Genomic DNA, 15,831 nt, shown 5'->3' on the forward strand with positions numbered 1-15,831 from the left:
TCTTTATTCTTTAATGATTTTGTATTTAGGAACCAATGATTTCATCACGAACCACGCAATCAGATAAGCTACTGCGCAGATTGAGAAAATAATCATATATCCTTTATCGATACCGTCTGAGATGACAGCACCGGAATTTTTCAATTGAATCAACAGATCATCAGGAAGCCTTGTATCCTTGAATTCGGGATATTTTTCTAAAAGTGGAATCCCGTCAATAGTTGTCCAGGCTTTGTGGGCGTGGTCAAACAATAATCCAGAACCTTTATTAATAAGAAATGAACCGATTCCGCCAGCCATTCCACCGATTCCCGTAATCGTAGCGATTGCTTTTTTCGGGAACATATCGCCAACCGTTGAGAAAATATTAGCCGACCAAGCTTGGTGTGCTGCACCTGCGATTCCGATAATCAAAACCGGAAGCCAATAAGAGATAGTTCCCGCTGGTTGTGCCACTAAAGCTAATAATGGAAAGAAAGCGAAAATTAACATCGCACGCATTCTTCCTGCATAAGGATTCATTCCTTTTTTGTCCACGAAATATTTTGGAAGCCAACCTCCTACAATGGAAACCAAGGTTATCATATACAAAACGAAGAGTGGTAATGCACTTTGCGTGCTATCCATTCCGTAAACTGAGCTCAAGTAAGCCGGAGTCCAGAACAGGTAAAACCACCAGACACCATCTGTCATAAATTTACCAAAGATAAAAGCCCAAGTCTGTCTGTATCCAAAAGCTTGTTTCAAGCTCATTTTTTTCTGAGGAACTTCTGTTGTTTCTTCTGCGACATCGTCCTGGTCCTGTTGGATGTAAGCCAATTCGTGTTCGTTAACTTTCGGATGCTGATGAGGTTTTTTGTAATAGAAAATCCAAAGTCCCATCCAAACGAATCCAAGCGCACCAATGATGATAAAGGCCATTTCCCAACCCATCGATTTGGCGATGAAAGGAATAGTAACTGGCGCAGCTAATGCACCAACAGTTGCTCCAGCATTGAAGATACTTGTAGAAAACGCTCTGTCTTTTTTAGGGAAATATTCTGCAGTGGTTTTAATCGCTGCAGGAAAGTTTCCCGCTTCACCAACCGCTAAAACAAATCTTGCAAAGATGAAAAGCGTCACACTTGTGCTTGTAACAAGCGATATATTGTTGAGAGTTCCAATGATTTCTTTTGATTCTGCAAATCCTACCAACCAGTTTCCTGTTAAGATTCCCGAAGTTGCAATACCACAGAATGCGTGTAAAATTGCTCCAACCGACCAAATGAAAATCGCCCAAAGAAATCCTTTTTTCGTATCCATCCAATCCACAAATTTCCCGGCGAATAACATACTGATTGCATAGAAAATGGAAAATAAGGCCGTGATGTTTCCATAATCATTATTATTCCAATGGAACTCTGGCTGGATAAAATCTTTCCAGGTCAAAGAAAGAACCTGCCTGTCAAGATAATTAATCGTTGTAGCAATGAACAGAAGCCCACAAATAGACCATCTGAAATTACTAGGTTTTAAGGATTTGACTGAACTCATATTGGTTTTAAGAATTTACTTTTCAATAATTATTTGATGGATTGGATGATATCCAATACTTTTTTAGTTTCGTTTTCGATGGTTGCGTAATCTTTGGAAGCCATTAGTTCTTTACTGACTAACTTACTTCCCATTCCAACAGCGGAAACGCCGGCTTTGAACCAGCTTTCGATGTTTTCTTTGGTTGTGTCAACACCGCCGGTTGGCATAAATTTCAGATTTGGAAAAACATCTTTTATGGCGCTCATAAATCCAGTTCCCAGTGCATTTCCCGGGAATAATTTCACAAAAGTTACACCTGCATTTTCAGCTTCGATGATTTCTGTTGGTGTCATACAACCTGGGCTGTATAGCAGATGTTTTGAGATCAAAAATTCTGCGACTTCTGGAACAAATCCAGGACTGATGAAGAAATCTGCGCCTGCTTTTTCATATTCCTCAGCTTGCTTCAAATTCTTAATTGTTCCAATTCCAAGAAGCATTTCCGGCATTTCCGCATTTCGTAATTCTACCATTTTGGTGAAATTCGAAAGTGCATTTTCGCCACGGCTAGTATATTCTACTGCGCGGATTCCGGCTCTGTAAAGTGATCTTAATATATCTAAAGTTACCGCTTCGTCAGCGTTATAATACAAAGGCAAAATCCCTTGATTTACAATCGCATTGGTAACGAGTTGAATCTTTGTCATTTTTTTGACTTTTATTTTTTTTTATCTCTTGCAGATTGTTCTGATTTAGCAGATAATTAAAAATTTGCCCAATTTGCTTAATCTGCGAGAGAATTTAATCACTATCTTTTAATTCTTCCTCCTAAATTGCCATTCATTACTTCCAGAATATCATTAACGCTACTCAGATTTACATCACCCAAAATGGTATGTTTGATGGCGCAAGCTGCATTGGCAAACTTCAATGCTTTTTCATCGTCGAAGTGAATTAAACCATAGATCAAACCTGCCGCAAATGCATCTCCGGTTCCGATTCTGTCCACAACGGGATTCACTTCCAGGCTTTCGGTTTCGAAATATTGTCCGTTAACCAAAGCTCTTCCTTGAGTTGCCTGATTACTCGCAGTAACTCCAATTCTTGTTTTGTCAAACACTTTTTTGATAGAAGGGATTTCTTTCATTAATGTTTCTGCAGCTTCGATAAAACTGTCTTTATCATAACCGAAAGTTGTTCCCAGTATTTCATTAATTTCGTTCACACCGCCGATGAAAATCGTAGAGTAGGAGATGAGTTCTTTAAGAACCGTGAATCCTTCTTTTCCGTATTTCCAAAGATTGGAACGATATGCAGGGTCAGCCGTGATTTCGATTCCTTTTGAGTAAGCTAATTGTAAACCTTGCTTCAAAGTTTCGTAAGCACCTTCTGAAATTCCGGGAGAAATGCCTGTCCAGTGGAAATATTCAGCACCTTCCAATGCTTTTTCCCAATCTACTTGTTCAGGTTTGATATTGGCAAAAGAACCGTTTAATCTGTTGTAGGAAATTCGGCTTGCTCTCATTGCAGAACCAACTTCCAGGAAATATAAACCAATCGGATGTTCTGTTCTGTTGACGAATTGCGTATCAATCCCGTAACTTTTCATTGTCGCAATCGCAGAATCTCCAATGAAACAATCGGAAACATTGGTGATGTGTCGCACCTCGCATCCCATAATGGCTAAAGACGCACCGACATTCATTTCTGTTCCTCCGAAGAAGAATTCCATTTCACGGCTTTGTCTCAGCATTTTGCTGTCGGATGGAGATAATCTCATCAGTACTTCGCCAAAGGTTACAACTTTGCTCATTAATTTTTATTTTTTCTAAACCTTGAAGGTTTCAGTTTTTACTTTATAAAATCTTCTCTAAATGGACTGAAAACATCTACCAAAATCCCGTCTTCCAGACATTCGACGCCGTGAAGAACATTGGAAGGAACGAAGAACGAATCGCCTTTTTTCAGGATTGAAATATCTTCGCCGATGTTGACTTCAAACTTTCCTTCTGCTACATAAGTCACCTGAATATGAGGATGCTTATGCTTGTATCCGATTCCTCCTTTTTTGAAACGGACATTCACCATCATTACAGATTCGTCGTAGCCTACAATTTGGCGGTCGATATAGTCATCGATTTTCTCCCATTCTGTTGAATCGGATTTGTAATATATTTTGGATGATTGTTTTGTTTCCATTTTATTTTGAACACAAAGTGTACAAAGATTTTTTATTTAATTCTAATGTTTTTAAGTTCACAAAGTCCTTCGACTCCGCTCAGGATGACAACTCTCAGACTAACTTTTTAATCCGCAAATCACTCGCAGCCCGACTTGAGCGGGAGCCCTTCGTCAAGCTCAGGATAAACTACAGGCGGATTAAGCTGCCCTAATTATTCTGAAATCCTTCGAGAGCCTCAGGATGACAATATTAAAAGTTGAAATATTCTTTAGCGTTAAAATAGCAAATATCTGCCACAACTTTTCCTACCAAATCCAAATCCTCAGGAAGTTCGCCAGACTCAATTTCGTTTCCTAAAAGGTTACACAATACACGTCTGAAATACTCGTGTCTTGGGAACGAAAGGAAGCTTCTGGAATCAGTCAACATTCCTACGAAAGTGCTGATTAATCCCATATTGGAAAGCGCATTCATCTGTTTTTCCATTCCGTCTTTTTGGTCCAGAAACCACCATCCAGAACCGAATTGCACTTTTCCTTTCACAGAACCATCGTTGAAATTCCCAATCATTGTTGCCATAATCTCATTATCGGCAGGGTTTAAATTGTAAATAATCGTTTTAGTCAATTTATCTTTGGAATCCAATGTATTTAGGAATCTCGAAAGGTTCGCAGCCTGACTGAAATCGCCTATGGAATCCCAACCTGTGTCTGGTCCAAGAACTTTCAACATTCTTGCATTGTTGTTTCTCAAAGCGCCCAAATGATATTGCTGAACCCAACCAAATGAATGGTAAGTCTCACCCAAGAACAGCAAAATTGCTGTTTTGAACTGCTCAATCTGATGTGGCGTTAAGGTTTCTCCTTTTCTCTTCGTTTCAAAAATTGAGTTGATTTCTGAATCTGTGAACGTTTCAAAAGAAATGTTATTCAATCCGTGGTCACACAATCTGCATCCGTTGGCGTGAAAGTATTCAATCCTTTTGAGTAGCGCATCCTGTACATCCTTGTACGATTTGATTTCGATGCCTGCAGATTCTCCTAATTTATCGATGTAGGAATTATAATCATCATTGTCAATCAAAATCGCTTTGTCCGGACGGAAAGCTGTGCTGACTGTAATTCCAATGTTGTTTTGTTTGATTGTTTTATGATATTCTAAAGTGTCAATCGGGTCTTCTGTCGTACAAACCGTTTCCACATTTCTCATTTTCAACAATCCGTGAACAGATTTATCAGGCGTCTGAAGTTGAGCTGATACATTTTCATAAACTTCTTCAGCATTTTTTTCGCTCAGCAAATCATAAACGTCAAAATATCTTGCTAATTCCAGATGTGTCCAGTGGAACAAAGGATTTCTCAAGGTATTCGGAACTGTTTTGGCCCAAGCTGCGAATTTTTCTTTGTCAGAAGCGTCTCCGGTGATGAATTTTTCGTTAACGCCCATTGTTCTCATCGCTCTCCATTTGTAATGGTCGCCACCAATCCAAACCTGGGTAATGTTCTCAAACTGACGGTTTTCTGCAATCTCTTTCGGTGGCAAGTGGTTATGATAATCGATGATTGGTTGGTTCTCAGCAAATCTGAAATACAACTCCTCAGCGAATTTGTTCTTTAATAGAAATGTATCTGTGATAAATGGTTTTGTAAGTGTACTCATTTTTAATTATTAATGATAAATTATTAATTATGAATGTTTATTCGTTTGAAGGTTTTCCGATGGTTGCTAGGATTCCGCCATCAACGTAGATGATTTGTCCGTTGATGAACTGACTTGCTTCGGAAGCCAGAAAAATTGCAGTTCCTGCCAAATCTTCGGGATTACCCCAACGACCTTCCGGTGTTCTGCTGATAATGAACTCGTTGAAAGGATTGCCGTCCACTCGGATGGGTTCAGTCTGAGACGTTGCAAAATATCCGGGACCGATTCCGTTTACTTGGATGTTATGTTTTGCCCATTCTGTTGCCAGGTTTTTTGTCAGCATTTTCAAGCCGCCTTTTGCAGAAGCGTAAGCCACAACATTATCACGACCCAACTCACTCATCATAGAACAGATGTTGATGATTTTACCAGATTTTCTTGCAATCATATTTTTGGCGACCAACTGAGACATAATGAAAGGTCCTGTTAAATCCACATCAATCACTTTTCGGAAATCGGAAACTTCCATTTCCAAAGCGGGAATTCTTTTGATGATGCCGGCATTATTAATAAGGATATCAATTTGTTTGTGATTCGCTTCGATTTCTGCCACTTTTTCAGCGGCAATTTTCTCATCTGTCACATCAAAAATATAGCCTGTTGCTTTGTAACCTTTTGACTGGTAATAAGCAATGGCTTCTTCCAATTTGGATGGAGTAGTACTGGTAACTACCAATTCTGCACCTGCTGAACCCAAACCTTCTGCCATTGCCAAGCCTAAACCGTGTGTTCCACCAGTTACAAGAGCTACTTTTCCAGTTAAATCAAATAAATTTTTCATTTATAATATTTTATTTCTCGCTGATTTTACAGATTGTGCTGATTTTAAATTTGCTTGATTTGCTAAATCTGCGAGAGTTTATATTCTATTTTAATTCGTCAGTTTTTACAGCATCCATATCGCCATAATCCATATTTTCTCCTGCCATTCCCCAGATAAAGGTATAATTGGAAGTCCCAACACCAGAGTGGATAGACCATTCCGGAGAAATCACGACGTCTCTATTTTTAAGGAAAATATGTCTTGTTTCCTGAGGTTGACCCATAAAATGTGAAACCGTTTGCCCTTCTTCCAAATCAAAATAGAAGTAAGCTTCCATTCTTCTGGTGTGCGTGTGAGAAGGCATTGTGTTCCAAACACTTCCTTCGTGCAATTCGGTCATTCCCATCTGAAGTTGGCAGGTTTCCAGAACGCTGTTGACCAATAATTTGTTGATTGTTCTTCTGTTGGCATATTTAGAATCTCCTAATTCTACAATTTCCGCTTCATTCTTAGTAATCTTTTTTGTCGGAAAAGACTGGTGCGCTGGCGCAGAATTGATATAGAAGTAAGCCTGTTCTCCATCTAGGTTTTCAAAAGTAACCTCTTTGTTTCCTTTTCCTATATATAAGGCTTCCTTATTATTAAGTTCGTAAACTGTTCCGTCAACTGTGATTTTTCCTTTTCCACCAACGTTGATGATTCCGATTTCTCTTCTGTCAAGGAAGTTTTCGGATTTCAATTCATCAATTGTTTCCAATTTTAAAGCTTTGTCTGCTGGCATTGCTCCTCCAACAATTAATCTATCATACATTGTATAGACTAATTTGATTTGTCCTTCTTGAAATAAATTGTTGATTAGGAATTCTCTTCTAAGGTCTTCTGTTGTGTAATTTTTGGCATCATCCGGATGATGAGCGTATCTGAATTCTGAAGTTGTCATTTCTATATTATATAATGTGAACTAAAAATTAATTTTGTGTAATCGATTGCATTAATAAATGCTCTTTTTGGCACAAAAAATAATCTCTGTAAATATATATATAAATATTAATGAAGGAAGAAAAATTTGAAATAAATTTTAATTTGCTTTAAATCAATGTTTTATATTTGATTTAGTAATATAATTAATCATTTTTTTAATGATTTTTTGTGCTTTATTTTGCAATATAATATCAAATTTGTGCAATATTTTGCATTTTACCAATTTTTATAGCTATAGCTATTGTTATATGCTCTGTTTACATTTAATTGATTGATAATGAATTGATTAAATTTATTTTTTGTGAGATCCTTCTCATAGAATATATGAAGTCTAAAAAAATTGATTTTGAGTATAAAAAATGCCCCAATTTTCAAAAATTACTTTCTTAAGTTAAATTTTGGTTAATTAAAAATTGATGATATCTATCATTTTTTGACTCGATTAATTGAATATTGTAATTAATTAAGAATTAATTTAGACAATTTTCAATATTTATTTTTAAATCAAATTAACAGATTAATTAATTGAAAATGAATTATTTAATTGTTTTTTTAAAGTGTGAAAAAAATCTATATTAAATTAATATTAATAAAAATTTTATTTTTTTTATTTGTCAATTGAAAAATAATATTAGTTTAGTCGAGTTAAGAAAATTTTAAAATTTTAAGTGCAATCGATTGCATTTTTAACATTATTTTCAAGACGATTTTGAGTAAAAACATTACTAAAATTATAAAAACTAAAAAATATCTATGAGTGGTTTAAAATTAGGTATTCAAAGTGCTTTTATAAAAACGACGATTGCGTCGGTCTTTTTATTACCCGCCTTTGGATTAGCTCAAGAATTAATTAAAGTGTCCGGGACTGTAACGTCTGACCAAAACAAAGCTTTGCCAAATGTGGAGATTACTGTAAGAAATTCTAAATTCTCTACGATGACAGACAAATCCGGAAGGTATGAATTGAATGTTCCAAAAACGGCAACACTGGTGATTCGTTCCAAAGGTTTTGAAGAGCAGGAAGTTGAGGTTAATGGAAGAACGAGCATCAATGTTTCCTTGGCGAAATTTGATAGCAATAAGGAGAAGGCTATTGATGAAGTGGTTTTGGTGGGTTATACGACTGTGTCTAAAAAAGATGTAACCAATTCCATCGCTTCCGTAAAAGGAGAGCAATTGGCTGATATGCCTGTAAATAGTGCTGCCGAAGCTATCCAAGGTAGAATGGCGGGCGTTCAGGTAACATTTGGAGAAGGTTCTCCAGGCTCCGACCCGGAAATCAAAGTAAGGGGTGGAACGTCTATTACTCAGGATAACGCACCGCTATATATCGTTGACGGGATCCAGATGGATAATGCCTTATCATTGATCTCACCAAAAGAAATCGAATCTATCGAAGTTCTGAAAGATGCGTCTTCAACTTCTATCTATGGTGCTAGAGGTGCCAATGGTGTGGTATTGATCACCACAAGAAGCGGTAGAAAAAATGCTAGAACTACGGTTAACTATAACGGCTATACAGGCGTAAGAACGATCGCAAAAACTCTGGATGTGATGAGTCCTTATGATTTCGTTCAGTACCAATACGAGTTATATAACAAAGATGGTTACCAGGATTTGCAGGAGAAGTTTATCAAACTTTATGGTAACTATGAGCCGACATACGATGCCTTAGGACAAGTTGTTGACCCGGGAATCGAAAGATACAGAACCATCAAAACAAGAAACTGGCAGGAAGAAGTTTTTGGAAAAGAAGCTTTTAACTTTACACACAACCTCAATATCTCTGGAGGTAATGCCAATTCTGCTTTCACATTGTCTTTGAACCACGTGGAAGAAGACGGAATTATGATCAATTCCGGATACAAAAGAAATATGGCTAACTTCAAATATGATTTTGATATTAGCAAAAAATTGAAAGTGGGATTGACGGCAAGATACAGTGAAACATCTATTCTTGGTGCGGGAACTTCAACTTCCGGTTCTCAAACTACTAACAGACTTAGAAATATCATCCGTTATAGACCATTTGAAAATGGAATTTCTACAGGTGCAGGTTCTGATGAATTCGATACAGATGAATTTGCAGCAACTAACTTGATCAATCCATTGGTTTTGGTGAATAACGAGATCAAATACAACAATACCAATAACCTATTCCTGAATGGAGTTATTACTTATAACATCTTTAAGGATTTGACTTTCAAAAGTACCATTGGTTTTGTTAAAAATGACCAAGAGATTAACCAGTTTTCCGGACCATCAACTTATCTGTCAAGAATCAATGCGGATATGTCTGTGGCTCAGTTAACCAACACTCAAACAAGAAGAATTACCAATACCAATACCTTAGCTTACAAAAAGAAATTAGGTAACCACAAAATGGATTTCTTATTAGGTCAGGAGATTGTTCAGACCGACGGCGATAAATTGGATATGGTTATCAGATGGTTGCCGACGTCATTATCTCCGGATCAGGCTTTTGCAAATATTCAGTTAGCCATGCCGCCCGCAGGAATGATTCAGGACGCGCCATCAACATCTATGAGTGTTGGAAGATTAGCATCTTTCTTTGCCAGAGCCAATTATATCTATAACAACAAGTATATCGCAACATTCTCTATCAGACGTGATGGATCTAATTCCTTTGGACCTTCTAACAGATGGGCAAACTTCCCTTCAGCTTCATTGGCTTGGAAAATCGGGGAAGAAAACTTCCTGAAAGATTCTAGAATTGTAAATGATCTTAAATTGCGTTTGGGTTACGGACAATCTGGAAATGACAGAATCACACCTTTCTTGTTTGATACATTTTATACTCCGGCAAGTACTTATGGCTACACAGGTGGAGTAGGAATCATCACTGGTGCTGCGCCAGGAAATATTATGGCGAATCCTAATATCAAATGGGAAGCGACAGTTTCCCAGAATGCTGGTATAGATTTCACATTGTTCAATAAGCGTGTTTATGGAGCAATTGACGGATATATTACTAATACTAAGGACTTATTATTATTAGCTAAAATTCCTCAAACGTCGGGTTATGAATATCAATACCAAAACTCTGGAAAAACTCAGAATAAAGGTATCGAATTCAGTATGGGAGCAATTATTGTTGGGAATGAGAATTTTACCTGGAAAACCGATTTTAATATCGCAGCGAATAAAAACGTTATTAAAAGTTTGGGTTCTTTAACTCAGTCCGGAACAGATTATTACTTGGTACCTTCCGGTTGGGTGAATAACTTATTTGATTTCAAAGTTCAGATTGGTGCGCCTGTAGGAACATTCTATGGTTATGTGACGGAGGGAAGATATGAAATCAGCGATTTCGATTTTAATCCTGCTAATAATACTTATAAATTAAAAGATGGCATTGCAAGTTCTGGTTCTGTAGCTTTAGGGAACAGAGCGCCACAACCTGGTGACCTTAAATTGAGAGATCTCAACGGCGATGGTGTGATCGATAACAAAGATCAGACAGATCTTGGAAATGCGCAGCCTAAGTTTTATGGAGGTTTCAACCAGACTTTCAAGTACAGGAATTTTGATATGAGTTTGTTCTTCAACTTCTCTGTTGGAAACAAAGTTTATAACGCTAACAAAATTGAATTCACGACTAAGTATCAGTACACAGATCAAAATATGTTAGCTGATATGGCTGACAGATGGAAATGGTTTGATGGAAATGAAAGAGTAACAGATCCTACAAGATTAGCAGCCCTGAATGCCAACACAACGATGTGGACACCAACAGGAGGTAACTATTTCTTACATTCTTACGCTATCGAAGATGGATCTTTCTTGAGACTGAATAACGTCACCATTGGATATACACTGCCAAAAGATTCTTTGAAGATGTTGGGAATTACAAATTTCCGATTGTATGCAACGGCAAACAACGTATTCACGATTACGGGGTATTCTGGATATGACCCGGAAGTTAGTACAAGAAAAAGCACCCTTACACCAGGTGTAGATTACGCCGCTTTCCCAAGAAGCAGATTTTTCTTAACAGGTGTTGATGTAACTTTTTAATTCAAAAAAAAATGAAAAAACATAAACTTTTAATAGCAATATTAAGCTGTACACTGAGTTTCACTACAGTTACTTCTTGTAACGACTTTTTGGATGCGGAAAATATTTCTAATTCCAATGAAGATCAGCAGTTCGACAGCGTGGCTGACTCATTCACGGCATTGATTGGTGTTTATAATCAAATCATTGGTGACGATGGTTACGGACAGAGACTGAATTTATACTATCCGCAGTCTGCTGATGATTTCAAGACTTCCGGAGATTATAACTGTAATGACAGAAGAGGATTGAGTACTTACGGTGCTTGTACCTCCAATCCGGACCTTAATAAGCCTTTTTTAAAATTATATTCAGGGATTGAACGAGCTAATCTTGTCATCAAAAATATTCCAAAATCACCAGTTTACCAAACAGGTTCTGCAGCGGATAAAGCCTTGATGGACCGTTACTATGGAGAAGCGTTGACTTTGAGAGCGATGTTCTATTATGACCTGATCAAGAATTGGGGCGATGTTCCAATGCAGATGGTTCCTTCTTCTGATCTGGAATCGGTTTATTTGCCAAAAACGGACAGAGATGTGATCTATGACAAAATCATTGCGGATCTTGAAACGGCTGCACAATTAGTCCCTTGGAGAAGCGAAGCTTCTGTTTCTAACACCAGGTTTTCAAAAGCTGCTGTAAAAGGATTGAGAGCGAGAATCGCTTTGGCAAGAGCAGGTTATTCTTTGAGAAGAGATCCAAGAATTATGGCAAAAGGATCTAACTCCGAAGTGTATTACAAAATCGCTTATGACGAGTGTAAAGAAATCATTGAGAAAGGACAACACGGCCTGAATGCTAATTTTGAAGCCACTTTCAGAGCGTTACACGATAATACAGAAGATGCTGCACACGAAGTTATTTTTGCAATCGGAGCTTATGGAGGTAATGCTCAAACTGACAGTAAAATTGGTTACTACAACGGAATGAGACACAGTGATAACTCTAACTGGAAAAGTAGTGGAGGTATCAATGCTATCGCTACTTATTTCTATGAGTTCGGAAAATACGATGTTAGAAGAGATATTACTGTAGCATCAATGCAAATTAATGATGCAAACCAAGCGATATTAGCAACAGGCGTTCTTTGTACAGATGGAAAATTTAGAAAATCTTGGACTAGTGTCACAGGGACAGCACAGAATTTAGCAATTGATTGGCCTTTATTAAGATATTCTGATATTCTATTGATGTTTGCAGAAGCAGATAATGAAATTAACGGAATGCCTTCCGCACAAGCTATAGATGCTGTAAGGCAAGTGAGAAACAGAGCTTATGCAGGTAATCTTGGACAATCTGGAACGATCCCAACTGATAAAGCAGGATTCTTCAATTATATTGTTCATGAAAGATTACTAGAATTTGGAGGTGAAGGGCTTAGAAAATATGACTTGATCCGGTGGAATCTTTTGGCTACCAAAATTGCTGAAACAAAACAGAAGTTAACCGATTTATTGAACGGAACTGGACAATATGCCAATGTACCTTCTTATCTGTATTACAAAGCTTCGCCATACGATAGAACAAAAACTGCGCAGGCTGCACTGCAATCTGTTGATATCTATGTTCAGCCTGGAACAACAAGAGAAGATGTTTATTATACCCCATCTGTAGCAACTACACCAACTGGTTATACAAGAATCAACTGGAGAGTTGCGGTAACTGCAGATTATATCAGCAGTCCTTTGAAAGGCTACGCTCAGTATTTTGAAGCGAACAGAAAAGAATTGTTCCCGATCTACGATGATATTATACTATCAAACTATAATCTGAAACAGGATTACGGTTACTAGCATATAAGAAATTCTGGACTAGAATTTTTTAAGTTATTATATTTTTAATTTTTTTTGAAGAATCACTCTGTCAGGGTTTTATGCCCTGATGGAGCTGACTCTAAGGACTTCTTTGTCCAAATTTTAAACAAAGACTACTACTATTATTTAAAATTAGTTAATGAGATGGGTTCGTTGAAGGTCAACACTAATTATAATAATTACTTTTTATAAAAAAACTCGTAAAAAACTCATTTAATAAATTTTATATGAATAAACTGAAACTACTTTATGTATTCTTTTTACTTGCATTTATGCAGGTATCAGGACAGTCTGTTACGTTTAACGAATCAGCAGGCTGGATAGAAACTGCCTTTGTAAAATGGCAGCCGGTGGAAAATGCCGGGAGATATAATGTTTACTATTCTGGTGAAGGTGTAGTCAACAAGCAGGTTGACGATTATTTGATCCGTAGCTACGGATCATATCTGAGAGCTGATATTTTAGGATTAAAAGCAGGAAATTATACCATTACTGTTAAGCCTGTGATTCTGGGAATCGAAGGTTCTGGCTCTACAACGGGAACTTTGACCGTTCTACCTCAGGACAGAAACGGTTTTGCTTTCCACGGCGGAAGAGTTCCTGGCGGATACAAAGCCGACGGAACACCAAAAGATAATGCAGTGATTCTTTACATTACTGAAAAAAGTAAAAACACGATTTCTTTCAATGTAATTACGAATAATAACGGTAATACAACTAACTATGTTGGCTTCCAAAATATCTTTTCGGGTATCAAAAAAGGAATTGATAAGAGACCTTACATCTTCAGATTGGTAGGTAATATCACAGATTTCGATGTAATGGAAGGCGGCGACCTTGTGGTTGAAAATAAGAACAATGATTTAAGCTACATTACTGTAGAAGGTGTAGGGGACGATGCAACGGCCAACGGTTGGGGAATTCGTGTTAAGAATGCAACCAATATTGAGATTGCCAATCTTGGATTTATGAATTGTGACAGCAGCGAAGGCGATAACATCGGGATGCAACAGAATAATTCTTACATCTGGGTTCATAACAACGATTTGTTTTACGGACACGCAGGTAGCGACGCAGATCAGATTAAAGGTGATGGTGCATTGGATAACAAAGGAACATCTTATGCCACGTATTCTTACAACCACTTCTGGGATTCTGGTAAAGCAAGTTTATTAGGTCTAAGTGAAAATACAACTGCTGGTTTGTACGTGACCTACCACCACAATTGGTTTGATCATTCAGATTCCAGACATCCAAGAGTTCGTTATTATTCAGCTCATATTTATAATAATTATTTTGATGGAATTGCTAAATACGGTTCTGGCTCTACAGAAGGTTCATCTTTATTTTTAGAAGGAAATTACTTCCGCAATTCAAAAAATCCAATGATGATCTCGCTTCAGGGAACAGATGTTTGGAATCCTACAAAGCAAATGAATGATCCAACCAATCAGGGAACTTTTTCTGGCGAAGATGGAGGTATGATCAAAGCTTTCAACAATTTGATGGACACTGATATTGCAACCAATTCTATGCGTTTTGTAGCCTATGCAGATCCAAATCCTTTATATAATATCGAAGGAAAAATCAGTTCATTGACAGATTTTGATGCTTACTCAGCAGCCACTCGTGGTGAAACTGTTCCAGCAACAGTGAAATCAAAAGTGGGTGCAAAAACTTATAATAACTTTGATACAGATGCTTCGCTTTACGTGAAAAATTTATCCGTTGAAGAACCAACTGTAGCGAGAGACAGAACTAAGCTATATGCAGGACGTGTTCAAGGTGGCGACTTCAAATGGACTTTTGACAACGCTGTAGATGACAAATCTTACGCTGTAATTGCAGGTCTTAAATCTGCCTTGACCAACTATGGAACTTCTATGGTTTATATTCAGGCAGAAGGTAGTTCGCAGACTTTGGTTAATACTTCTGGTAACAAAGATCAGTCATTAATTTCTGGTTCAGCAGTTGCTCCAATTGTTTTCACTTGGGGTGGAGAAGCGACAGACGTTACATTAACTGGTGTTGCGAATGGTCTTACATTCACAAAAGATGCAACCGCTAAAACTGTTACCATTACAGGAACGCCAACTCAAACGACTTCTTATACAGTTACAACTGTTGGTAATTCTGGAACAGCAGCTTCTATCAGCGGAACTGTTACAGTTGGTACACCTGGAAATCCGGGATCAACAGATGGAATGATCCACAACTTCACAACATCTGGAAAAGTTAGTACGTTCTATGCGATTACTGGTAATATGAACTCTACAGATGGTTCTCAGTCTTATGATGGATTGACGTTGACAAAACGTTTCAAAATGGAATCTTCTACAAGTATCAAATACACCACAACAGCAGAATCTACATTAACTTTGGTGTTTGATGCTGACTTTGCTAAAGTGGTTAAGTTTGATGGCGTGAATTATACAGCATCTAACGGTATTGTTACAATTCCTAATGTTGCAGCTGGAGAACATACGATTACGAAAGGTGATACAACCAACTTGTACTATATCAAGACGGTTTATGCAACGATGGCAACTTCTGATATCAACAAAGCTCAGGTCACTTTATATCCAAATCCGGTTTCTGATTATCTGCATATCAACACCGCTGGACAAAAAGTTTTGAGTGTTAAAGTTTACAATTTTGCAGGTGCTTTGGTTAAGAATTTGGCTGATGCAAAAGCAGATTCTGTGGACTTGAGAAACCTTGCAACAGGTAATTATATTATCAGCATCACCACTGATAAAGGAACAATTACTAAGAAGATTATCAAAAAATAACCA

General features: G+C 37.4%; 10 protein-coding genes. 3 read left to right on the forward strand and 7 right to left on the reverse strand.

What is annotated here, in order from left to right; translation table 11 throughout:
• Positions 1 to 3: 3 nt before the first annotated feature.
• The 7 genes from BXY58_RS12255 to kduI form a co-directional block, all read right to left on the reverse strand.
• Entirely contained in the window at positions 4 to 1,533 is a 1,530-nt protein-coding gene (locus BXY58_RS12255; protein ID WP_120214147.1) for an MFS transporter, read from the reverse strand.
• 29 nt (positions 1,534 to 1,562) lie between these two features.
• Positions 1,563 to 2,222, reverse strand: coding sequence for a bifunctional 4-hydroxy-2-oxoglutarate aldolase/2-dehydro-3-deoxy-phosphogluconate aldolase (gene eda / locus BXY58_RS12260; protein ID WP_120214148.1), 660 nt, complete (start codon positions 2,220 to 2,222; stop codon positions 1,563 to 1,565).
• A 101-nt stretch (positions 2,223 to 2,323) separates the two neighbouring features.
• Positions 2,324 to 3,328: a sugar kinase gene (locus BXY58_RS12265; RefSeq protein ID WP_120214149.1), complete on the reverse strand. Its 1,005-nt coding sequence runs from the start codon at positions 3,326 to 3,328 to the stop codon at positions 2,324 to 2,326.
• A gap of 38 nt (positions 3,329 to 3,366) precedes the next feature.
• On the reverse strand, positions 3,367 to 3,714 hold the full coding sequence (locus BXY58_RS12270) for a cupin domain-containing protein (protein WP_120214150.1): 348 nt from the start codon (positions 3,712 to 3,714) through the stop codon (positions 3,367 to 3,369).
• A 232-nt stretch (positions 3,715 to 3,946) separates the two neighbouring features.
• Entirely contained in the window at positions 3,947 to 5,356 is a 1,410-nt protein-coding gene (gene uxaC / locus BXY58_RS12275) for a glucuronate isomerase (RefSeq protein WP_120214151.1), read from the reverse strand.
• Positions 5,357 to 5,393: 37 nt separating this feature from the next.
• Complete coding sequence (locus tag BXY58_RS12280; RefSeq protein WP_120214152.1) at positions 5,394 to 6,179, reverse strand: gluconate 5-dehydrogenase; 786 nt, start codon at positions 6,177 to 6,179, stop codon at positions 5,394 to 5,396.
• Positions 6,180 to 6,264: 85 nt separating this feature from the next.
• Positions 6,265 to 7,101 (reverse strand): 5-dehydro-4-deoxy-D-glucuronate isomerase, encoded by an 837-nt coding sequence (kduI, locus tag BXY58_RS12285; RefSeq protein ID WP_120214153.1) that lies wholly within the window; start codon positions 7,099 to 7,101, stop codon positions 6,265 to 6,267.
• A 794-nt stretch (positions 7,102 to 7,895) separates the two neighbouring features.
• Between kduI and BXY58_RS12290 the strand changes: the two genes are divergently transcribed.
• From BXY58_RS12290 to BXY58_RS12300, 3 genes are all read left to right on the forward strand, one after another.
• On the forward strand, positions 7,896 to 11,180 hold the full coding sequence (locus BXY58_RS12290) for a SusC/RagA family TonB-linked outer membrane protein (RefSeq protein WP_120214154.1): 3,285 nt from the start codon (positions 7,896 to 7,898) through the stop codon (positions 11,178 to 11,180).
• Between the two features lie 11 nt (positions 11,181 to 11,191).
• Entirely contained in the window at positions 11,192 to 13,015 is a 1,824-nt protein-coding gene (locus BXY58_RS12295; RefSeq protein WP_120214155.1) for a RagB/SusD family nutrient uptake outer membrane protein, read from the forward strand.
• A 248-nt stretch (positions 13,016 to 13,263) separates the two neighbouring features.
• On the forward strand, positions 13,264 to 15,828 hold the full coding sequence (locus BXY58_RS12300; RefSeq protein WP_120214156.1) for a pectate lyase family protein: 2,565 nt from the start codon (positions 13,264 to 13,266) through the stop codon (positions 15,826 to 15,828).
• The last annotated feature ends 3 nt before the right edge of the window (positions 15,829 to 15,831 follow it).

Source organism: Epilithonimonas arachidiradicis, assembly GCF_003610695.1.
GTDB classification, from domain to species: domain Bacteria; phylum Bacteroidota; class Bacteroidia; order Flavobacteriales; family Weeksellaceae; genus Epilithonimonas; species Epilithonimonas arachidiradicis.